Genomic DNA, 21,266 nt, shown 5'->3' with positions numbered 1-21,266 from the left:
GTCATGAACAAGAACATCCTTGTGATGGTGGACGTCGTCTCCAACGAGAAGGGCGTCGACAAAGCGTTGATCTTTGAAGCGCTGGAAGCCGCGCTGGCCTCGGCCGGCAAGGAACAGTACGGCGACGAGTCGGAACTGCGCGTCACGATCGACCGCGATACCGGCGATTACGAGACCTTCCGCCGCTGGACGGTGCTCGAGGACGACAGCGAAGAGTTCGAGTTCCCGGAACGTCAGATCAAGCTGACCTACGCGCTCAAGGAGCGTTCCGAGGTCAAGGCCGGCGATGTCATCGAGCAGAAGGTCGACTCGGTCGACTTCGGCCGCATCGGCGCCCAGAAGGCCAAGCAGGTCATCGTGCAGAAGGTGCGCGAAGCCGAGCGCGCCCAGGTCGTCGAGGCTTTCAGCGATCGCGTCGGCGAGCTGATCACCGGCCAGGTCAAGCGCATCGAGCGCGGCAGCGTCATCGTCGATCTGGGCGGCAATGCCGAGGCGGTGATCCTGCGCGACCAGCTGATCCCGCGCGAACCGATCCGTCCGGGCGACCGCATCCGCGGCTATCTCTATGAAGTGAGCCCGCAGCTGCGCGGCCCGCAGCTGTTCCTGTCGCGCACGTCGCCGCAGTACCTGATGGAGCTGTTCAATCTCGAAGTGCCCGAGATTGCCCAGGGCCTCATCGAACTCAAGGGTGCCGCTCGCGATCCGGGCCTGCGCGCCAAGATTGCGGTGCAGGCCAAGGACAAGCGCATCGACCCGGTCGGCGCCTGCGTCGGCATGCGCGGTTCGCGCGTGCAGAGCGTGTCCAACGAACTCGCTGGCGAGCGCGTCGATATCGTGCCGTGGGACGAGAACATCGCCCAGTTCGTCATCAATGCGATGGCGCCGGCTGAAGTCGAGACCATCATCGTCGACGAAGAGTCGCATTCGATGACGATCGGCGTCTCCGAAGAGAAGCTCGCCCAGGCCATCGGCCGCGGCGGTCAGAACGTGCGCCTGGCATCCGAGCTGACCGGTTGGGTGCTCAATGTCATGACCACGTCCGACGCCGAGTCGAAGAAGGAAGAAGAGAACCAGTCGGTGCTCAGCGTCTTCATGGAAGCGCTGGACGTCGACGCGGAGGTCGCCGGCATCCTGGTTCAGGAAGGTTTCACGACGCTCGAAGAAATCGCCTATGTGCCGACTCAGGAATTGTCGGAGATCGAAGAATTCGACGAGACCATCATCGAAGAGCTGCGCAACCGCGCACGCGATGTGCTGCTGACCAAGGCGATTGCCAAGGCCGAGCAGCGCGCCCATGCACAGCCGGCGGAAGATTTGCTGGCGCTGGAAGGGCTCGACGAAGACACGGCATTCCAGCTTGCCGAAGCAGGCATCAGCACCTGCGAGAGCCTCGCCGATCTGGCGACGGACGAACTGACTGAACTGCTGCCGGATCTGGATGCAGATCGCGCATCAGCACTGATCATGACCGCGCGCGCCAAGGCTTACGCCTGAGCGCCGCACGCGATCGCAATTGGATAGGACCTCAATGTCAACGGTAACCGTACAGGACTTTGCGAAAGAACTGGGAAGACCGGTCGACGAACTGCTGTCGCAGTTCAAGGAGGCCGGTGTGACCGTGGCCAAGGCCGATGGCGAGGTCACCGCTGAAGACAAGGTTGCGCTGCTGAGCTACCTGCAGCAGAAGACGCGCGGCACTACGACAACGACCGCTGCCGACCCGCGGCGGATCACGCTGAAGCGTCGCGAAACCACCGAGATCAAGCTCGGCGGCAGCCGCGGCGCACCGGCCAAGACGGTCAGCATCGAAGTCCGCAAGAAGCGGACTTACGTCAAGCGCGAAGACGAACAGCCGACGCCGCCGCAGCTGCCGGAAGATCCGGAAGCGCTGCGTCTGGCCGAGGAAGCCGCCGCGCGCGACGCCGAGGCACGTCAGGCCGCCGCCGAGGCTGCAGCCGCCGCCAAGGCGCTCAAGGAACAAGAGGAACACGAAAAGCAGCAGCTCGAGGCGAATGCCGCGCAGGCGCGCGCCGAAGCCGCTGCCGCCGAGCAGCGCGCCAAGGACCAGCACGTCAAGTCGCTCGCCGAAGATCCGCTGTACCGCGCCAAGTGGGAAGCCGAGCAGGCGCGTGCGCGTGCCGCCGAGAACGTCCGCCGCGCCGCCGCTGCCAACAAGATTGCGGCCAGCCAGCCGCCGCCGGCGCCCGTTGTGGCGCCAGTTGCGAAAAAGCCGGTTGCCGCCGCCGCGGCCACGCCGCCGCGCGGCAACGAAGCGCCTGCGCGCGATGCCAATGCACGCGGCGATCGCAACGGTCCGGGTGGACGCCAGCATCGCACCGAATTGCACCTTGCCGAAGGCAAGGGTGGCCGCCGCGAGAAGAAGACCAAGAAGCCTTCGGGTCGCGTGCGCGTCGACAATCAGCACATGTTCGAAAAGCCGATCGCACCGGTGGTGCGTGAGGTCGAAGTGCCGGAAATCATCACCGTCGGTGAGCTCGCCAACCGCATGGCGGTCAAGGCGACCGAGCTGATCAAGATCATGATGAAGAACGGCGTCATGGCCACGATCAACCAGCCGATCGACCAGGACACCGCGGTACTGATGGTCGAGGAAATGGGTCACAAGGCGCGCGCCGTCAAGGCCAGCGACCATGAAGACAGCCTCAACGAAGCCGTCTCCGGCGATCAGTCGGGCATCGAAAAGGTGCCGCGTCCGCCGGTCGTCACGATCATGGGCCATGTCGACCACGGCAAGACGTCCTTGCTCGATTACATCCGCAAGACCCGCGTTGCCGCGGGCGAAGCGGGCGGCATTACGCAGCACATCGGTGCATATCACGTCGAGACCTCGAAGGGCATCATCACCTTCCTCGACACGCCGGGCCACGCCGCGTTCACCCGCATGCGTGCACGCGGTGCGCAGGTCACCGACATCGTCGTGCTCGTCGCCGCATCGGACGACAGCGTCATGCCGCAGACCCGCGAAGCGATCCAGCACGCCAAGGCTGCGGGCGCTCCGATGGTGGTCGCGATCACCAAGATCGACAAGCCGGACGCCGATATCGACAAGGTCAAGAACGACCTGACCAAGGAATCGGTGGTGCCGGAAGACTGGGGCGGCGATGTCCAGTGCGTCGGCGTGTCCGCGGTCACCGGTCAGGGCATCGACGAGCTGCTTGAGGCAATTCTGGTCCAGGCCGAAATCCTCGAGCTGACCGCGCCGGTCGAAGCGCTGGCGCGCGGCAACATTCTCGAGGCCTCGATCGAAAAGGGTCGTGGTCCGGTTGCGACCGTGCTGGTTCGCGCCGGTACGCTCAAGCAGGGCGACGTCGTGCTGTCCGGCCCGCATTTCGGCCGTGTGCGTGCGATGTTCGACGAGAACGGCCAGCCGGTGAAGGAAGCCGGTCCGTCGATTCCGGTGCAGATTCTCGGTCTGTCCGGTGCGCCGGATGCCGGCGACGACGTCGTCGTCGTTGCCGACGAGCGCAGCGCGCGTGAACTCGCCCAGCTGCGCGAGTCGAAGCAGCGCGAACAGAAGCTGGCGCAGTCGCAGGCGATGCGCATGGATCAGGTCTTTGCCCGCATGGGCGAAGGCGAGGTCAAGCAGCTCAACCTGATGGTCAAGTCGGACGTGCAGGGTTCGGCCGAAGCGATTGCGGATTCGCTGCGCAAGATTCCCAGCGCCGAAGTGCGCGTCAACGTGCTGTCGTCGGTCATCGGCGGCATCAACGAGTCCGACGTCGATCTGGCGCTGGCCTCGAAGGCGACGATCATCGGCTTCAACGTCCGTGCCGACGCCGGTGCGCGCAAGCGCATCCAGGACACCGGCGTCGACGTGCGCTACTACTCGATCATCTACGACATCATGGACGACATCCGTGATGCGGTTGCCGGTTTGCTCGGCACCGAGACACGCGAGCAGATCGTCGGCATCGCGCAGGTCCGCGACGTGTTCCGCAGCTCCAAGCTCGGCAACATCGCCGGCTGCCTGGTCATCGAAGGCTCGGTGCAGCGCAACCTGCCGATCCGCGTACTGCGCAACAACACGGTCATCTACGAAGGCGTGCTGGAATCGCTGCGTCGCTTCAAGGATGACGTGGGCAAGGTCGAGGCGGGTACCGAGTGCGGTATCGGCGTCAAGGACTACAACGACATCAAGGCCGGCGACCAGATCGAGTGCTTCCAGCGCATCCAGGTCCAGCGCACGGTCGGCACGGCCTAGGTTCAGTGAGAGAGTTTCCACGCAAGCTGCGCATCAACGCCCAGATGCAGGGCGATCTGTCGATGCTCATCCGCGGGGAACTGTCCGATCCGCGCGTGGCCGGCGTCACGGTGACTTCGGTCGACTGCGCGCCGGATCTGCGCAATGCCAAGGTGCTGGTCAGCCTGATCGGCGACGACGATCAGCTCAAGCAGGCGGTCAAGGGCCTCAATCACGCGGCCGGCAAACTGCGCGGCTCGCTGGCCCGACGCATGGGGCTGCGCCACGCGCCTGAGCTGCGCTTCGTGGCGGATACCCAGTTGCGCGACGCCGACCGCGTCAATGCCTTGCTCAAGGTTGCCATCCGCGAGGACGAGGCGCACCCGGATTACGCCAAGGGTGCCAAAGAAAACGACGGGCAGGACGGCTGAGTTGTTGGTGGGGCCGTCATGAGCAAGCCGCGTCGCCCGCGCCGCGCCGTCACCGGCATTCTGCTGCTCGACAAGCCGCTGGGCATCAGCTCCAACGCCGCTCTGCAGCGCGTCAAAATTCTCTATCAGGCCGACAAGGCCGGACATACGGGCAGCCTCGATCCCTTGGCGACCGGCGTGCTGCCGATCTGCCTCGGCGAGGCAACCAAGCTGTCCGGCGTGCTGCTCGACGCCGACAAGTCCTATACGGCGATCGGTCAGCTCGGTTCCAGAACCAGCACCGGTGACGCCGAGGGCGGGGTCGTCGAAACCTCGCCGGTCGCGATGAGCCAGGCGCTGCTGGATAAGGTCAGGCCGCAGTTTCTTGGCGATATCAACCAGATTCCGCCGATGTACTCGGCACTCAAGCGCGACGGCGAACGTCTGTATGAGCTCGCCCGGCGCGGCGAGGAAATCGAGCGGTCGCCGCGGGCTGTCCGGATCTACGATCTGGCGCTGGAAATGCAGGCGTCTGACGCGATCCGCGCCGAGGTGCGTTGCTCGAAGGGAACCTATATCCGCACCCTGGTCGAGGACATCGCCCGCGCGACCGGCCATTGCGCCCATCTTTCGGCGCTGCGCCGGACCGCGGTGTCGCCGTTCGAGAATCTGCCGCTGGTGACGATGGAGCAGCTCGATGCTGCGCTGGAAAGCGGCGGCCTGGCGGCGCTGGACCGCCTGCTGCTCGAGCCGGCCAAGGCGCTGAGCCATTGGCCGCAGCTGCGGATCGACGAGACCCGCGCGCGCTATCTGGCTCAAGGTCAGGCGGTCAGGGTTGCCGGGCTGGAAGCCAGCGAAAGGCTGGCTGTTCTGGACGAATCGGGTCGCTTATTGGGCCTGGCCGAGGCGGGTGCGGGCGGCATGGTGGCGCCCAAACGCTGGTTTTGCGGCTAGCACCATCATGGTGCGAAGCCTTGTGGTAAGTCCATGGAAAAGTTATCATATTGGACTTTGTTAAGACTATTGCCATTCAAATGGCATCCAAGATTTGGAGTTGGCAGCAATGAGCGTGACGGCAGAACGTAAGGCGGAAGTGGTCAAGAAATTCGCCCGCGGTGGCAGCGATACGGGTTCCCCGGAAGTGCAGGTGGCCCTGCTGACCGAGCGCATCAACACGCTCGCTCCGCATTTCGAAGTGAACAAGAAGGACAACCACTCGCGCCGTGGCTTGCTCAAGATGGTCAACCAGCGTCGTCAGATGCTGGACTATCTGAAGAGCCGCGACGAAGCGCGCTACACCAAGCTCATCGCCGAGCTGGGCCTGCGCCGCTAAGCGATCGACACGCGCACAGCGCCTGTCATCCAAGACCCTCAGTGAATCCGTACGGAATCACTGGGGTCTTTTCATTTGGCGGCCAAGCTTGCGCATGACGCGGGTTTGATCGCAGCTTCGGCAGATTCGGCAATTTTTGCGCAGCAGAAAAGGGCTAGCGCGGGAATGCCTCCAAGAACATCGACAATCATCGACCATTGAGAGAGCCCATGGCCATCCCAGCCTATCCAGCAGCGCCGATCACCAAGACCTTCCAGTACGGCAAGCACGCCGTCACGCTCGAAACCGGCGCGATTGCGCGTCAGGCCGTTGCGGTGAAGGTCAGCATCGAAGACACCATTCTGCTCGTCACTGTCGTTGGCAAGAAGGACGCCAAGCCGGATCAGGATTTCTTCCCACTGACCGTCGACTACATGGAGCGCTTCTACGCCGGCGGCCGCATTCCCGGTGGCTTCTTCAAGCGTGAAGGCCGTCCGACCGAAAAGGAAACCCTGACTTCGCGTCTGATCGACCGTCCGCTGCGTCCGCTGTTCCCGGAAGGCTATTACAACGAAGTCCAGATCGTCGCGATGGTGATGTCGCGCAATCCGGACATCGACGGCGACATCGCCGCACTGCTCGGCGCTTCGGCCGCGCTGGCACTGTCCGGCCTGCCGTTCCAGGGCCCGATCGGCGCCGCGCGCGTCGGTTACAAGGACGGCAACTACATCCTCAACCCGACGGTCAGCGAGCTGAAGACCTCGGATCTCGACCTCGTCGTCGCCGGCACCAAGGACGCCGTGCTGATGGTCGAATCGGAAGCCAAGATGCTGTCGGAAGCGGTCATGCTCGGCGCCGTCATGTACGGCCACGAGCAGATGCAGGCTGCGATCGGCGCGATCAACGATTTCGCCGCCGCTGCCGGCAAGGCCAAGCTGGATTGGAAGGCCGCCGACCGCAGCGTCGTCAAGGCTGCCGCGGCTCCGTTTGAAAACGATATCGCCGCGGCTTACGGCATCACCGAGAAGCAGGCGCGTTACGCCAAGCTCGATGAAGTGTCGAAGAAGGCCAAGGCTGCACGCGCCGTCGACGCGCCGTACAGCGAGAATCAGCTCAAGGCCGAGCTCGAAGAACTGAAGGCCAAGGTCGTCCGCAACCGCATCCTCGATGGTCAGCCGCGCATCGACGGCCGCGACAAGGTCACCGTGCGTCCGCTCGCAATGACGACCGGCATCCTGCCGCGCGCGCATGGTTCGGCCGTGTTCACCCGCGGTGAGACCCAGGTTGTTGCCGTGACGACGCTGGGCACCGGCAAGGACTACCAGATCATCGACGCCGTCGAAGGCGAGTGGCATGAGCACTTCATGTTCCACTACAACTTCCCTCCGTACTGCGTTGGCGAAACGGGCCGTCTGAACGCGCCGAAGCGCCGCGAAATCGGCCACGGCCGTCTGGCCAAGCGCGGCGTCGCCGCGGTGATGCCGGATCTCGAGAAGGAATTCCCGTACATCGTCCGCGTCGTCTCGGAAGTCACCGAGTCGAACGGTTCGTCGTCGATGGCTTCGGTCTGCGGCGCCTGCTTGTCGATGATGGACGCCGGCGTGCCGCTCAAGGCGCCGGTCGCCGGCGTCGCGATGGGCCTGATCCTCGAAGAAGGCCGCTGGGCGGTGCTCACCGACATCCTCGGTGACGAAGACCATCTCGGTGACATGGACTTCAAGGTCGCCGGTACCGAGAACGGCGTGACCGCGCTGCAGATGGACATCAAGGTCGCGGGCATCACCGGCGAGATCATGGCGCAGGCCCTGACGCAGGCGAAGGCCGCGCGTCTGACGATCCTCGAGCAGATGAACCAGGTGCTGTCGACCGCGCGTACCGAGCTGTCGCAGCATGCGCCGCGCATTACGACGATCAAGATTCATCCGGACAAGATTCGCGAAGTCATCGGCAAGGGCGGTTCGACCATCCAGGCGATCACCCGCGAAACCGGCACTTCGATCGACATCGCCGACGACGGCACGATCAAGATTGCGGCGACCGACGGCGATGCAGCAGCAGCAGCAGTCGCGCGCATCAACGCGCTGACCCGCGATGTTGAAGTCGGTGCGATCTACGAAGGCAAGGTGGCCAAGATCATGGACTTCGGTGCGTTCGTCACGATCGCGCCGGGCAAGGATGGTCTGGTGCACATCTCGCAGCTCGCCGACAAGCGCGTCGAGAAGGTCGATGAAGTCGTCAAGGAAGGCCAGAGCGTGCGCGTCAAGGTGCTCGAGGTCAGCCGTGACGGCAAGATCCGCCTGTCGATGAAGGCTGTGGATCTTGAGGGTTAACACTCAGAAGTAGCTTGTCTGGGGCCGGATTCTGCGGCAGAATCCGGCCCCATCGCATCGCGCACAAAAAAGCAGCGAGCGAGCAGCACCGTATTGAAGCGTTGAACTGAATTCTTGAGCCCGGTTTCGGGCAAAAAGAAGCCCCCGGGGGACGGGGGCGAAGTGCGAGAAAGGCGCATTGCCTTTCTGGAGGAGACTTAAGAAACCCGGCAGACTCCGGTCTCGCCGGGTTTTTTCTTGACCGTGTTTTGTTGCAGTGCAGTATAAAACTGACCTGCAGCAATGTCAATCTTTTCAAATATAGTTCACATAATAAAAATAGCCTGTAAAAACAGGCTATTAATGAACTAACTTAAAATTCTTCTGAAGATTCCTGCAGCGCAGGGCAGCTCTGAGTTCAGCCTGCGTCAGGACCTTCGCCGTCACCCGCGCGGCGCTTGATCGACTTGGCGCGGGTCGACAGGTTCTTCAGGAACTCCGCACGGACCGAGCGCCAGATCGGCATCTGCCGGTCGGCCAGTTCCTTGAGGATCTGGATCGGCTGCTGGGCCTGACCGAGCAGGTCGCGAAGTTGATCGGTGAAGTGGTGCTGCTGCTCCTGGAACAGGCGCGCAGACAACTCCAGATAGCGGCCGATGCTGTTCTGCATCGGATCGCCGTAATAGCGAATCATGAATTCCAGCAGGTCCGTCGTGAAGATCGGATCGCCGCCTTCTTCCTGCTCGGCGATGACCTGCAGCAGGATGCTGCGCGTGATGTCTTCTTCCGAACGCTTGTCCTCGACCCGGAACGGAATGTTGTTCAGCACCAGCTGGCGAATTTCTTCGAGCGTGATGTAACGGCTGATGTGCGTGTCGTAGAGCCGCCGGTTCGGGTACTTCTTGATGACGCGTGGGTCCGACATAAGATGCTAATTCGTATGAAATGTTGCACTGCGTTTGTTGCAGAGCATCATGCCAGACTCAAAGGCTTTGCTCCACCACGATGCTGCGGAGGCGGGGAACCCGTGCGGCGCTCCAGTGGCGCACGGCATGCTGCAGGATGTCGGCGACTGATGCCGCGGTTGCTGCGGCTGGCTCCTGTCCCAGCCAGTGCAGGCACTGCCGCAGGTTGTTGACGGCTGTTTCCGCGTTCAGCGGGTGCGCATGATTCTGCTTCGACAGCTTGCGGCCGTCGCTGTCGCCGAGAACCGGCAGATGCGCGTAGTCCGGGGCGGTCGCGCCGAACTGGCGCATCAGCAGCTTTTGCTGCAGTGATGCATCCAGCAGGTCCGCGCCGCGGACGACGTCGCTGATCTGCATCGCCAGATCGTCGACGACGCAGGCCAGCGCATAACCGGGAATGCCGTCGCGACGCCAGATCACGAAGTCGCCGAGATCGCGTTGCGGGTCGCGCCGCTGAAGACCCTGCCAGCGGTCGTCCATGGTCACCGGATCGGTGTCGACGCGCAGCCGCTGAGCATGGTGGTCGAGCGCCAGTCCGCGATCGCGGCAACGACCGCTGTAAATCCGTCCTGCGATGCCGGCAAGCGATTCCTCCTGCAGGCGCGCACGTGTGCAGTCGCAGGCGTAAAGCAGACCGTCCCGTTGCAGTTGCTCGCGGGCGCTCGCGTACTCGGCAAGGTGCTGCGACTGATAGCGCGGCACGCCCTCCCAGTGCAGGCCATGCGCCGACAATTGCTGCAGGATCTGCCGGTCGGCGCCTGGGACGCAGCGCGGCTGATCCAGATCGTCGATGCGCAACGACCACGTTCCGCCGCGGCTGCGGGCTTCAAGCCAGCTGGCCAAGGCGGTGAGCAACGAGCCCAGATGCAGCGGTCCGCTCGGGGTCGGTGCGAAGCGTCCGCGGTAACTTTGCGGGGTGCCAACAATCACAAATCGCGGGTCCGTTTTGGGGCAGCCGCATGCTACATTAACTTCAGCTCGCAACCCGCTGAAGACTCGCTGGATGGACCCCGACGCACCGCATACCCCGCAGTCCCAGGACCCCTAGCCATGGCGCTACGTGCGGTGCTGTTCGACGTCGATGGAACGCTGGCCGATACCGAAGCGCTTGGACACCGTCCTGCTTACAACCGCGCCTTCCGCAAGTTGGGTCTGGCGCTGCGCTGGGGGCCCAAGCTATATCGCAAGCTGCTCAAGCAGCCCGGCGGCCGCGAACGGCTCAAGCACTACGTCGAGCATTACCATCCCGATCTCGGCGACCAGCAGGCCGAAGCAGGTGCGGACCTCGACGCCTGGGTGTCGAAGGTCCACGAACTCAAGTCGAAATATTTCAAGAAGCGCATGCGCAGCGGCAGCGTGCCGTTGCGGCCGGGGATCGCGCGTCTGATGCGCGAGGCGCGCGCGAACGGCCTCAAGCTCGGCATCGTCACCAACGCCAGCCTGAAGACGCTCAAGCCGGTGCTGCGCTACTGCATGGGGCCGGAGCTGGCTGCGGAGATCGACGTGATCGCCAGCGGCGAGGAAGTGCTGCGCAAGAAGCCGGCACCTGATCTGTATCGCCTGGCCCTGCAGCGTCTCGGTGTCGACGCTGCCGAGTGCGTGACGCTGGAAGACTCGCAGATGGGTTTGGCGGCGGCGACCGCCGCCAAAGTCGCCGCGGTCGTGACCGTCAACAGCGACACCGTCGAACAGGATTTCAGTGCCGCGGCGCTGGTGATGTCCAGCCTCGGTGAACCCGGCGCGCCGGCGCAGGTTCTGCGCGGCGAACTGGTCGGCGCCAGCTGGGTGACGATCGCCGACTTGCAGAAGATCGCCGCGCGGTCGGCTTAGCGCTCAAGGCGCGTCGTTCAAGGGGGCGATAGCCTCTTCCGCTGGATATACTTCCGCGCCTGACACTCAGGGGTTTCCATGCGACGCTGGAATGGTTGGGGCGATGACGCAGATCAGTATCCGATAAGCGACGATGCGCGGGCATTCCTTGCCGAACGCCTCGGACCGGGAACACCGCGCGTGGATGCGACGCTGGAGCAGGTCGTCGAAACTGTCGGCGCGAGCCGGCTCGCAGTGTCGACGCCGTTTCAGACCGACCCGAGCATCCGCCTGCTGCGCGCGCGCGGCCAGAGCTTTCCGGATCTATTGGCGACCCGCTACGGCCGCATCGGGGCCTGCGCCGACGGCGTGGCCCTGCCGACCAATCACGACGAGGCCGCGCAGGCCCTGGCGGCGGCGCGCCGGCTCGGTGCGATCGTCGTGCCGTATGGCGGCGGGACCAGCGTCGTCGGCCATCTGAACGTCCCGGTCAGCGATCGGCCAGTGGTCAACATCTCGCTGGAGCGGATGAATCGCCTGCAGGATGTCGACGACAAATCCTGGCTCGCCACCTTCGGCGCCGGCACGCCGGGCCCGCAGGTCGAGGCACAGCTGCGCAGCCACGGCTTTCTGCTCGGCCATTTTCCGCAGTCCTACGAATACTCGACGCTCGGCGGCTGGGTCGTCACGCGCTCGTCGGGCCAGCAGTCGCTGCGCTACGGGCGCATCGAGCAGATGTTTGCCGGTGGCCGGCTGATCACGCCACGCGGCGAGCTCAGCGTCGGGGGCATGCCGGCTTCGTCAGCAGGCCCGGATCTTCGCGAAGCGGTGATGGGTTCCGAAGGCCGCCTTGGCCTGCTGACCGAAGTCACCGCACGGATTCGCAAATTGCCGGAAGCCGAGTTCTTCCACGGCGTGTTCTTCCCGGACTGGGACACGGCGGTCAACGCCGTGCGCGAGATGGTGCAGGCCGATATCCCGCTGTCGATGATGCGCCTGTCGAACGAAACCGAAACCGAGACCCAGCTGCGCCTGGCCGGTCATCCGGATCTGATTCGCTGGCTGCAGCGGTATCTGGGTATGCGCGGCATTGGTCACGGCCAATGCATGTTGATGCTCGGCATCACCGGCACTCCGGCGCAGATCCGCCGCATCAAGCGCGAAGCGCTGGCGCTGGCGAAGCGGCATCGCGGCGTGCACGTCGGCAAGGCGATCGGCAACGGCTGGGCCAAGAGCCGCTTCCGCGGACCGCTGCTGCGCAACTCGCTGTGGGAGATCGGTTACGGCGCCGACACCGCCGAGACGTCGGTCAACTGGCCGAAGGTCACCGGCCTGATGCGGGCGATCGAGCAGGCGACGCGCGATGTGCTCGCCGCCGAGGACGAGCGTGTTCACGTATTCACCCATCTGTCGCATATGTATCGCCAGGGCTGCAGCATCTACACGACGCTGGCTTTCCGCCTGATCGGCGATCACGACGCCGACTATGACCGCTGGCTGCGCCTGAAGACGGCGATGTCGAAGGCCATCGTCGCGCACGGCGGCACGATCAGCCACCAGCATGGCGTCGGCGTCGACCATGCGCCGTATCTGCCGGCGGAGAAGGGCGCGCTCGGCATGGACATGATTCGCGCGACGGCGCGTGAGCTGGATCCGGATGGTTTGATGAATCCCGGAAAGCTCTTCGCATGAGCGGACGCACGTCCGGCTTCGCGGCGATCTACCAGTGGCGGGTCAAGCCGGGCATGGAAGCGCAGTTCGTCGAATGCTGGACGGCGCTGACCTGGGAAATGATGCGCAATGAGGGAGCGCGCGGTTCGCGGCTGCATCGCCTCGAGAACGGCAACTTCGTCGGCTATGCGCAGTGGCCCGACCGGGCCGCCTGGGAAAAGGCCTGCATGCAGGAGACCAACGACTCGGACCTGAGCCTGCGCATGCTGGAGACAGTCCAGGATGTCTGGCCGCCGATGTTCATGACGACGGCCAGCGATCTGCTGATTCCGGAAGGCCAGCTCCTGCAAACCGATGTCACCCCGCACTGATCTTGCCGCGCTCGCCGCCCGTTACGACCTGATCGTCATCGGCGGCGGCATCACCGGCGCGGGCATTGCCCGCGAGGCGGTGCGCAGCGGCGTCAGCGTGCTGCTGGTCGATGCGCGCGACTTTGCCGCCGGCACCTCATCGTGGTCTTCCAAGCTGGTCCACGGCGGACTGCGCTATCTGAAGAACGGCCAGTGGCGGCTGACGCTGGAGTCGGTGCGCGAACGCCAGCGATTGCTGCGCGAAGCCCCGGGCCTGGTCGACGCACAGACTTTCATCATGCCGATCTACGCGAACCGCAAGCCGGGGCGCTGGCTGATGCAGATCGGCCTGCAGGTCTACGACTGGATGGCCGGCGTGCGGCGCTCGCGGTGGCTGTCCAGGGCGGCGGTGCTCGGCATCGAGCCGGATCTGTGCGAAGACCATCTCAGCGGCGCCATGCAGTTCGAGGATGCCAGCACCGACGATGCGCGTCTGGTGCTGCGCCTGCTCGGCGAAGCCGAGCGTGCCGGCGCGACGCTGCGCAATTACTGCGAAGCCTCGGTGCGCGAAAACAACGGCCGCTGCGTCGGCGTGCGCCTGCGCGATATTGCCCATGGCGCGCAGCGCGACATCGACGCCGGCGTCGTCATCAACGCCACCGGCGTCTGGGCCGCGCAGCTGCCGGGCGCACCGGCAAGCGCGCCACGCCTGCGGCCACTGCGCGGCAGCCACCTGCTGATTGCGCAGACGCGGCTGCCGCTGCGCAACGCGATTTCCTGGCTGCATCCGCGCGATCAGCGGCCGATCTTCGCCCATCCCTGGGAAGGCGCCGTCGTGTTCGGCACGACCGATCTCGATCACGCCGGCGCGCTCGACAAGCCGCGGATCAGCGACGAGGAAACCAGCTATCTGCTCGATGCGCTGCACCAGCAGTTTCCGCGCCTGAATCTGACCTTGCAGGACGTGCTCAGCACTTATGCCGGCATCCGCCCTGTCGTCGACAGCGGCAAGCAAAATCCTTCGGCGGAATCGCGCGAGTCCGCGTTGTGGGCGAGTCCGGGCCTGGTCAACGTCACCGGCGGCAAGCTGACGACATTCCGCACGACGGCGCGCGAAGCGCTGAGTGCCGCGGCGAAGGAAGTGCCGGCCTTGCAGCCGGGTCCGGACGCTGCCGTGTTCTGCGTCGACACGACGGCCTCTGCGCCGCTGCGCCTTGCCGGTCGTTTCGGTGCGCCGGTGGCCTTGCAGATGCTCGCCGCCGCGAGTGCCGACGAGCGCGAAGCGGTGGTCGGCACGCCGTACAGCTGGGCCGAGCTGCGCTGGTCGGCGCGCCATGAATGGGTGCACAGCCTGCAGGATCTGATGATGCGGCGCACGCGTCTTGGCCTAGTCGCCGCCAAGGGCGGCGCCGAGGCGCTGCCGCGCATCCTCGGCATCTGCCGCCAGGAACTCGGCTGGGACGAAGTCCGCTGCGCGCGCGAGCGCAACGCCTATCTTGAATACTGGCGCACGCAGCACGCGCCGCCGTCGTTTTGAGGGCACCGCCGATGAGCGTGCGCATACTCAGCATCGACATCGGGACCCAGAGCGCGCGCGCGATCGTCTTCGACGCACAGGGCCAGCTGCTCGCCAAGGCGCAGGAGACTTTCAACCCGACGTACCTGTCGCCGCAGCCTGGCTGGGCCGAGCAGGATCCGGAGCTGTACTGGAAAGCGGTCGTCCAGTGCTGCCGGCGCCTGTGGGCTGAATCCGATATCCGTCCACAGCAGATCACCGCGCTGACGCTGACCACACAGCGCGCGACGATGATCTGCACCGACGGGCAGGGCAAACCGCTGCGCCCCGCGATCGTCTGGCTCGATCAGCGCCGTTGCACGGCACCGCCGCGGATGTCGGCGCTGTGGCGCACGGCTTTCTCGCTGGTCGGCGCGACGCCACTGATCGAACACATGCAGCGCGAGGCCGACGCCAACTGGCTGGCGCAGAACGAGCCGGAACTGTGGCGCAGCACCGAGCGCTTCCTGTTCCTGTCCGGCTGGATCACGCATCGCATGGTTGGCGAGTTCGTCGATTCGGTCGGCTGCCAGGTCGGTTTCGTGCCTTTCGATTTCAAGCGTCTCGACTGGGCGCAGCCCAAGGACTTCAAGTGGCAGGCCGTCGCCGTGCGGCGCGAGCAGTTGCCACGCCTGGTGCGCCCCGGAGAATCGCTCGGCGCTCTGACCGGCGCGGCGGCCGACGCGCTGGGCCTGCCGGCAGGACTGAAGATGATCGCCGCCGCCGCCGACAAGGCCTGCGAGGTGCTCGGCAGCGGCGCGCTGGAGCCTGACGTCGGTCAACTCAGCTTCGGTACCACCGCGACGATCAATACGACGCAGACGCGGTATCTGGAGGTGCAGCGCATGTTGCCGCCGTATCCGGCCGCAGTTCCCGGCGCCTACAACACCGAGATCCAGATCTACCGCGGCTTCTGGATGGTGTCCTGGTTCAAGCGCGAGTTCGCGCATCGCGAGCAGGCGCTTGCCGCCGAGCGTGGCGTCGCGGTGGAAAAGCTGTTCGATGAATTGCTGCGCGAAGTGCCGGCCGGTTCCATGGGCCTGACCTTGCAACCGTACTGGTCGCCCGGCGTGCGCGATCCGGGGCCGGAGGCCAAGGGCGCGATCATCGGCTTTGGCGACGTGCATACGCGCGCGCACCTGTATCGCGCGATTCTCGAAGGTCTGATCTACGGCCTGCGCAGCGGCCGCGAGCAGATCGAGCGCAAAACCGGCCAGCCCCTGCGGAGGCTGTGCGTGTCCGGCGGAGGTTCGCAGTCGGACCAGGCGATGCAGATCACCGCGGACATCTTCAACCTCAGCGCCGAACGTCCGGCGGTCTACGAGACTTCGGCGCTGGGCGCCGCCATCAATGCGGCGGTCGGCCTCGGCATTCATCCCGACTATCCTACGGCGCTGCGCGCGATGACGCGCAGCGAGCGGAGCTTCACGCCCGATCCGGCCGCGGTGCGGACCTACGACGAGTTGTACCGGCAGGTCTACTCACCGATGTATGCGCGGCTCAAGCCGCTGTACGAGAAGATCCGCGCGATCACCGGCTATCCGCCGTAGCGCGCAGCGTCAGCGCGCGCTCGAATACCGCTCCCACCATTCGCCGGAAAACACGAAGCGCGGGAAGTTGATGAACTGCTCGGCCGCGATGCGGCGGATGAAGTCCCAGAAGTGCGTATAGGGCAGCGGCTGGATGGCCTCGCGTTCGTGCCCGAGGCCCTGGGCGATCACCGCACCGGCGATCAGCAGCACGCCGAACAGGGCGTCCAGCAGGCCGGAAAACAGCAGGTTGCTGACGGCGCTGACGGTGCCGATCCAGAACAGCGGGACGGCCACGATGTGGATCAGCAGGTTGACCTTGTCGCGGTGACGGACGCTGTAGTCCTTCCACTGTGCCTTGACGAGCTGCTCGAAGGTCACGGCGTCTGACCCTGGCCGGTCGGGTCGACATGCCAGGCCGAGGGCGGCAGGGTGCCGTTCCAGCCCGGCTTGCGGTGCTCGGCGCTGACATGGGTGTAGATGCCGCCGCGGACGTTGAACACGGCGGTCAGGCGCATGAAGCGCGGCTGGGTCGCGGCCACCAGGTCGTCGAGGATGCTGTTGGTCACCGCCTCGTGGAAGGCGCCTTCGTTGCGGAAGCTCCACAGGTACATCTTCAGCGACTTCAGCTCGACGCAGGCCTGGTCGGCCACGTATTCGAGGTAGAACGTGCCGAAGTCCGGCTGGCCGGTCTTCGGGCACAGGCAGGTGAACTCGGGCAGGCGCATGCGGATCGCAAAATCGCGCGCCGGAGCCGGGTTGGGAAAGGTTTCGAGCGTCTTGCTCGGTTGGCTTGACATCAGCGGGGCACTTCCAGGCTGAAAAAGGGGGATCGCGGAACGCTGGACGACCGCCCCTCATAATTTACACTACGCGGCTCCAAGGACAGCCAACGCACCCCCAAACGGGTGCGCAATAACCAAGCGCATGCGACTTTCTGGCATCAAACTCGCTGGATTCAAGTCTTTTGTCGACTCGACCCAGCTTCCCCTGACCGCCGATCTCACCGGCGTCGTCGGGCCCAACGGCTGCGGCAAGTCGAACATCATCGACGCGGTGCGCTGGGTACTGGGCGAGACCAGCATGAAGAACCTGCGCTCGTCGGACTCCGACGACGTGATCTTCAACGGCTCGAAGACGCGCAAGCCGGTCGGCCGCGCGTCGGTCGAGCTGATCTTCGACAACAGCGACGGTACGATTTCCGGCGCCTATGCGGCCTACGCGGAGATTTCGGTGCGCCGCGAGCTGGTCCGCGACGGCGCCTCGCAGTACTACCTGAACGGCGCCAAGTGCCTCAAGCGCGACGTGACGGATCTGTTCCTCGGTACCGGTCTGGGCGGCAAGAACCAGTACGCGATCATCGAGCAGGGCATGGTCTCGCGGATGATCGAGGCCAAGCCGGAAGAACTCCGCCAGTGGCTCGAAGAGGCCGCCGGTATCTCGAAGTACAAGGATCGCCGTCGCGAGACCGAGTCGCGCATCAAGCAGACGCGCGAGAACCTGGCGCGTCTGAACGATCTGCGTTCGGAAATCACCCAGCGCGTCGAAGTGCTCGGCAAGCAGGCTGCCAACGCCGAGAAGTACAAGGAGTACAAGGCGCAGGAGCGCCAGGTGCGCGCCGAGTTGCTCGCACTGCGCATGCGCCAGCTCGACCAGCAATGCAGCGGTCATGAGGCATCGATCGCCCAGCTCGACGCCGCGCTGGAACAGGCGCGCACGCGCGTTGCGCAGACCACCGAGGCGCGGGTGGCCGCCGAGATCGAAGGCCGCGTACACAGCAATCGGCTCAACGAAGAGCAGAGCAAGGTCTACGAAGTCGAAGCCGGTCTTGCGCGCCGCGAGCAGAGCCTGCAGCACGCCCGCGAACTCAAGCAGATCAAGGCGCGCGAACTCGATCAGATCCTGCGCCAGATCGCCGAACTCGAAGCGCGCCAGACGCGCGAGCAGCAGCGCCTGGAAGAAGCCGGTCAGCAGCTCACCGCGCTGGAATTGCAGGTCCGCGACGCGCTCGCCGCCGAGGAAGAAGCGCAGGGCGGACTGATCCTCGCCGAAGAGGAAGCGCAGGAAGAACAGCGCCGCTGGGACGGCTTTGTCCAGGATGCCGAAACGCCGCTGTCGCAGACCGAGGCGGAACGCGTCCGCGTCCAGCAGCTCGAGCGCGCGCGGTTCCAGAGCGAAGAACGTCACCGTCGCCTCGAAGGTGAACTCGGTGCGCTGAATATCGAGCCGATCCGCAACAGCCTCAACGACGCGGACGCCGAACTGGCGCTGCTAAGCGAAGACCTGGCCGGCGCCGAACAGCGCCTGCTGGATCTGGATGGCGAACTGCAGCGCGTGCGCGACGAGCGCACGGCGGCGGAAACCGCGCTGCATGAAACCCGCCAATCGCTGCAGGACGCCCGCGGTCGCATGGCCTCGCTGGAGACGCTGCAGCAGGCGGCGTTGCGCGAGGACGATGTTGAGCTCAACCAATGGTTGCGTCAGCGCGAACTGACTCAGGCGCCGCGCCTCGCCAGTGCGCTGCAGGTCGACGAGGGCTGGGAAACCGCCGTCGAGCAGGTGCTTGGCGATCTGCTGCAGGCGCCGCTGCTCGGCAACTTCGCCCAGCGCGCGAGCGGCATCGGTGCAGCGCCGAAGTCCGGCATCGCGCTGCTGTCGGACGACAGCCTGCGCGGCAGCCGCGGTCTCGGCGCCCAGGTCAGCGGCCCGCGCGCCGCAGTCGATCTGCTCGAAGGCATCCGTACGGCTGAAACGCTTGCGGACGCCGAAAGCCAGCTTGCGGGCCTTGCGCCCGGCGAGTCGATCATCACCCGCGACGGCATCTGGCTTGGCCAGCACTTCCGCCGTTATCCGCGCTCGGGCGACAACCAGGGCGGCGTCATTGCGCGCAGCCAGCTGCTCAAGCAGCTGAAGATCCAGGTCGAATCGCAGCAGCAGCTGGTGATCGACCGCGAGAAGGTGCTCGGCGAGCTGCGCGGCCGCACGCACGCGATGGAGCAGGAGCGCCGCGACCTGTCGTCGAAGTTCGATCAGGTTCGTCACCGGCAATCGCAGAAGATGGCCTTCCGCCAGGCCCAGGCCGTACGCCTGGAGCAGGCGCAGGGCCGCGCCAACGCGCTGAGCCAGGAAATTGCCGCGCTCGATCAGGCGCGGACCCAGCAGCAAGAAGAGCTGGAAGAATCCAAGGCGCGCCTGATCTCGCTGGAACAGGTTGCGCAGGAGCTGCGCGATCGTCGCGCCGGCATGCAGCAGAACCTGCAGCGCAAGCGCGATGGCGTCGGCCGGGCGCGCATGGTGCTGCAGCAGAGCCAGCAGCAGCGCAACGAGCTGCAGGTCCAGCTGGCGGGCCGGCGCAGTGCCCTGACGGCGCTCGAGCAGGCGCTGAAGGACAACGAAAGCGGGCGCGAAGTACTGTTGGCGCGCAAGCAGGACGAGGAGCAGCACGCTGCCGATCTCGATGCGCCGCTGGCGGATCACGCCGCCGAAGTCGAGACCGCGCGTGCCAGCGTGCAGGCGGCGCGCGATGCGCTGCGGCAGATGCGCGAGCAGGTCGAGGCGACGGTGGCCGTGCTCGAGGCGGCGGTGCAGGCCGCGCGCAGCGCCGAGATGGACAAGGACTCGGCGCTCGAACGCGTGCAGCAGGCGCGACTGGAGTTCGAGAATTTGCGTGCCCACCGCGAAAGTCTGGATCAGCAGATCGGCGAAACCGGTTTCGAGCGCGAGGCATTGTTCGCCGGCCTGGCCGAAGACGCGACGCTGCCGAACTGGGAGGAGCGCCTGTCGACGGTGATCCGCCGCGTCGAGCGCCTCGGGGCGATCAACCTGGCGGCAATCGAGGAACTGGAGGAAGCCCAGGGCCGCGAGAAGTACCTGGGCGAGCAGCACGACGATCTGCACGGTGCGCTGGAAATGCTCGAGGAAGCGATCCGCAAGATCGACACCGAGACCCGCGAGCTGTTCAAGCAGACCTTCGACAAGGTCGACACGGTATTCCGCGACCGCTTCCCGAAGCTGTTCGGCGGCGGCGAGGCCTACCTGGAACTGACCGGCGACAACCTGCTGGATACCGGCGTGCGCGTCATGGCCCGGCCGCCCGGCAAGCGCAACTCGACGATCCACCTGCTGTCCGGCGGTGAGAAGGCGATGACGGCGGTGGCTCTGCTGCTGGCGCTGTTCCAGCTCAATCCGGCGCCGTTCTGCCTGATGGACGAGGTCGATGCCCCGCTGGATGATGCGAACGTGGGTCGTTTCTGCGAGATCGTCCGCGAAATGTCACAGAACGTTCAATTCATTATCATTACCCACAACAAGATCACGATGGAGCTGGCGCAGCAGCTGCACGGTGTCACCATGCAGGAGCCCGGCGTGTCGCGTCTGGTCAGCGTGGATATTGAGCAAGCAGTCGATTTGGTCACTGAGTCCGGAACGCCAGAATGAGTCCTATGCAGTGGGCATTGCTGTTGATCGGCGCGATTGGCGCCATTGCGGTCTATGTCATGAGCCGCCGCAAAGCGCCGCCGCCGCGACAGCAGCGCCGTGCGCCGGCCTCCGCGCCGTCGGCTGTGACACCAGCCGTGGCGGAAGCTCAGACCAAGGATCAGCTCGACATGTTCTCGCGCCTCGGCGAGTTCGACGAGTTCGGCGTCGGCAAGCCGCGCAAGCGCGTGCAGCCGGGCATGGAAAACACGTTCGATGCCCCGGTCGTTGAAGCGGTGGCCGCGCCGGGTGCGGTCGAGGACAAGCTGGTCGTGCTGCTGATTGCCGAGCGTGAAGGCACCGCGATCTTCGGGCCGAAGATCCACACCGCGCTGCGCGACCACGGCCTGGTCTACGGCGACAAGAAGATTTATCACTACATGCAGGATCGCCGTCCGGTGTTCTCGGTCGCGAGTCTGGTCAAGCCGGGTACGCTCGATCCCGCCGAGCAGCGCGGTTTCTCGACGCCGGGTCTGTCGATGTTCATGCTGTTGCCGGGACCGGAAGCGCCGAACAAGGCGGTCGCCAATATGCTCACCGCGGCCCGTTCGCTGGCCCTGCAGCTGAATGCCGACGTCTTCGACAGCAACCGCGCGCCGCTGACCCCGTCGACCGAACAGGCGCTGACGGCAGACGTCGCGGCCTGGGCGAAAAAGCACAAGCTCTGATCGCGTGATGG

The 21,266-nt window shown here is 65.2% G+C and carries 17 protein-coding genes; 13 read left to right on the top strand and 4 right to left on the bottom strand.

The genetic code is table 11. The annotated features are described in order from the left end of the window. Window positions 1-3 precede the first annotated feature (3 nt). The 6 genes from nusA to pnp all read left to right on the top strand — a co-directional run bounded on the left by nusA (window position 4) and on the right by pnp (window position 8,253). On the top strand, window positions 4-1,494 hold the full coding sequence (gene nusA, locus AC3WUF_RS07620) for a transcription termination factor NusA (protein ID WP_492424122.1): 1,491 nt from the start codon (window positions 4-6) through the stop codon (window positions 1,492-1,494). A 34-nt stretch (window positions 1,495-1,528) separates the two neighbouring features. Continuing rightward, window positions 1,529-4,222, top strand: coding sequence for a translation initiation factor IF-2 (gene infB / locus AC3WUF_RS07615; RefSeq protein ID WP_492424120.1), 2,694 nt, complete (start codon window positions 1,529-1,531; stop codon window positions 4,220-4,222). Window positions 4,223-4,227: 5 nt separating this feature from the next. After that, entirely contained in the window at window positions 4,228-4,632 is a 405-nt protein-coding gene (rbfA, locus tag AC3WUF_RS07610) for a 30S ribosome-binding factor RbfA (RefSeq protein ID WP_492424118.1), read from the top strand. A gap of 18 nt (window positions 4,633-4,650) precedes the next feature. Next, window positions 4,651-5,565: a tRNA pseudouridine(55) synthase TruB gene (truB, locus tag AC3WUF_RS07605; protein WP_492424116.1), complete on the top strand. Its 915-nt coding sequence runs from the start codon at window positions 4,651-4,653 to the stop codon at window positions 5,563-5,565. 109 nt (window positions 5,566-5,674) lie between these two features. Then, window positions 5,675-5,944 carry a 30S ribosomal protein S15 gene (rpsO, locus tag AC3WUF_RS07600; protein ID WP_492424114.1) on the top strand — a complete coding sequence of 90 codons (270 nt, stop codon included), beginning with the start codon at window positions 5,675-5,677 and terminating at the stop codon, window positions 5,942-5,944. A gap of 209 nt (window positions 5,945-6,153) precedes the next feature. Beyond that, entirely contained in the window at window positions 6,154-8,253 is a 2,100-nt protein-coding gene (gene pnp / locus AC3WUF_RS07595) for a polyribonucleotide nucleotidyltransferase (RefSeq protein WP_492424112.1), read from the top strand. A 397-nt stretch (window positions 8,254-8,650) separates the two neighbouring features. Here pnp and phaR read toward each other — a convergent pair whose 3' ends face one another. Further along, entirely contained in the window at window positions 8,651-9,157 is a 507-nt protein-coding gene (gene phaR, locus AC3WUF_RS07590; RefSeq protein ID WP_492424110.1) for a polyhydroxyalkanoate synthesis repressor PhaR, read from the bottom strand. A gap of 58 nt (window positions 9,158-9,215) precedes the next feature. Further along, window positions 9,216-10,181 (bottom strand): tRNA glutamyl-Q(34) synthetase GluQRS, encoded by a 966-nt coding sequence (gene gluQRS / locus AC3WUF_RS07585; protein ID WP_492424108.1) that lies wholly within the window; start codon window positions 10,179-10,181, stop codon window positions 9,216-9,218. A 66-nt stretch (window positions 10,182-10,247) separates the two neighbouring features. On the opposite strand from gluQRS, the gene AC3WUF_RS07580 reads away from it, so the two are divergent. From AC3WUF_RS07580 to AC3WUF_RS07560, 5 genes are all read left to right on the top strand, one after another. Then, entirely contained in the window at window positions 10,248-11,027 is a 780-nt protein-coding gene (locus tag AC3WUF_RS07580; protein ID WP_492424106.1) for an HAD-IA family hydrolase, read from the top strand. Between the two features lie 180 nt (window positions 11,028-11,207). Continuing rightward, the gene (locus AC3WUF_RS07575; protein ID WP_492424104.1) at window positions 11,208-12,698 is read left to right on the top strand and encodes an FAD-binding oxidoreductase; all 1,491 of its coding nucleotides are present in this window, start codon (window positions 11,208-11,210) and stop codon (window positions 12,696-12,698) included. Then, window positions 12,695-13,048 (top strand): antibiotic biosynthesis monooxygenase, encoded by a 354-nt coding sequence (locus AC3WUF_RS07570; protein WP_492424102.1) that lies wholly within the window; start codon window positions 12,695-12,697, stop codon window positions 13,046-13,048. The genes AC3WUF_RS07575 and AC3WUF_RS07570 overlap by 4 nt, the downstream gene beginning before the upstream one ends. Next, window positions 13,032-14,564 (top strand): glycerol-3-phosphate dehydrogenase/oxidase, encoded by a 1,533-nt coding sequence (locus AC3WUF_RS07565; protein ID WP_492424100.1) that lies wholly within the window; start codon window positions 13,032-13,034, stop codon window positions 14,562-14,564. Before AC3WUF_RS07570 ends, AC3WUF_RS07565 begins: the two co-directional genes overlap by 17 nt. Before the next feature lie 11 nt (window positions 14,565-14,575). Continuing rightward, window positions 14,576-16,132, top strand: coding sequence for an FGGY-family carbohydrate kinase (locus tag AC3WUF_RS07560; protein WP_492424098.1), 1,557 nt, complete (start codon window positions 14,576-14,578; stop codon window positions 16,130-16,132). 9 nt (window positions 16,133-16,141) lie between these two features. Here the strand turns inward: AC3WUF_RS07560 and AC3WUF_RS07555 are convergent, their stop codons facing one another. Further along, window positions 16,142-16,492 (bottom strand): terminase, encoded by a 351-nt coding sequence (locus tag AC3WUF_RS07555; protein WP_492424096.1) that lies wholly within the window; start codon window positions 16,490-16,492, stop codon window positions 16,142-16,144. After that, entirely contained in the window at window positions 16,489-16,911 is a 423-nt protein-coding gene (gene queF / locus AC3WUF_RS07550; RefSeq protein ID WP_492424094.1) for a preQ(1) synthase, read from the bottom strand. The genes AC3WUF_RS07555 and queF overlap by 4 nt, the downstream gene beginning before the upstream one ends. A 127-nt stretch (window positions 16,912-17,038) precedes the next feature. On the opposite strand from queF, the gene smc reads away from it, so the two are divergent. Beyond that, on the top strand, window positions 17,039-20,548 hold the full coding sequence (smc, locus tag AC3WUF_RS07545) for a chromosome segregation protein SMC (protein WP_492424092.1): 3,510 nt from the start codon (window positions 17,039-17,041) through the stop codon (window positions 20,546-20,548). Continuing rightward, window positions 20,545-21,255, top strand: a complete 711-nt coding sequence (locus AC3WUF_RS07540) for a cell division protein ZipA (protein WP_492424090.1) — start codon at window positions 20,545-20,547, stop codon at window positions 21,253-21,255. Before smc ends, AC3WUF_RS07540 begins: the two co-directional genes overlap by 4 nt. Window positions 21,256-21,266 lie beyond the last annotated feature (11 nt).

It is taken from the genome of Fontimonas sp. FW305-C-3, from assembly GCF_058783185.1.
The sequence above is the reverse complement of the archived record's forward strand: the minus strand, read 5'-3'. Positions and strand labels throughout refer to the sequence as shown.

Coding starts and splice junctions, on each gene's coding strand:
- nusA (WP_492424122.1), top strand. CDS start 4: ATGAACAAGAACATCCTTGTGATGGTGGACGTCGTCTCCAACGAGAAG.
- infB (WP_492424120.1), top strand. CDS start 1,529: ATGTCAACGGTAACCGTACAGGACTTTGCGAAAGAACTGGGAAGACCG.
- truB (WP_492424116.1), top strand. CDS start 4,651: ATGAGCAAGCCGCGTCGCCCGCGCCGCGCCGTCACCGGCATTCTGCTG.
- rpsO (WP_492424114.1), top strand. CDS start 5,675: ATGAGCGTGACGGCAGAACGTAAGGCGGAAGTGGTCAAGAAATTCGCC.
- pnp (WP_492424112.1), top strand. CDS start 6,154: ATGGCCATCCCAGCCTATCCAGCAGCGCCGATCACCAAGACCTTCCAG.
- phaR (WP_492424110.1), bottom strand. CDS start 9,157: ATGTCGGACCCACGCGTCATCAAGAAGTACCCGAACCGGCGGCTCTAC.
- AC3WUF_RS07580 (WP_492424106.1), top strand. CDS start 10,248: ATGGCGCTACGTGCGGTGCTGTTCGACGTCGATGGAACGCTGGCCGAT.
- AC3WUF_RS07570 (WP_492424102.1), top strand. CDS start 12,695: ATGAGCGGACGCACGTCCGGCTTCGCGGCGATCTACCAGTGGCGGGTC.
- AC3WUF_RS07565 (WP_492424100.1), top strand. CDS start 13,032: ATGTCACCCCGCACTGATCTTGCCGCGCTCGCCGCCCGTTACGACCTG.
- AC3WUF_RS07560 (WP_492424098.1), top strand. CDS start 14,576: ATGAGCGTGCGCATACTCAGCATCGACATCGGGACCCAGAGCGCGCGC.
- queF (WP_492424094.1), bottom strand. CDS start 16,911: ATGTCAAGCCAACCGAGCAAGACGCTCGAAACCTTTCCCAACCCGGCT.
- smc (WP_492424092.1), top strand. CDS start 17,039: ATGCGACTTTCTGGCATCAAACTCGCTGGATTCAAGTCTTTTGTCGAC.
- AC3WUF_RS07540 (WP_492424090.1), top strand. CDS start 20,545: ATGAGTCCTATGCAGTGGGCATTGCTGTTGATCGGCGCGATTGGCGCC.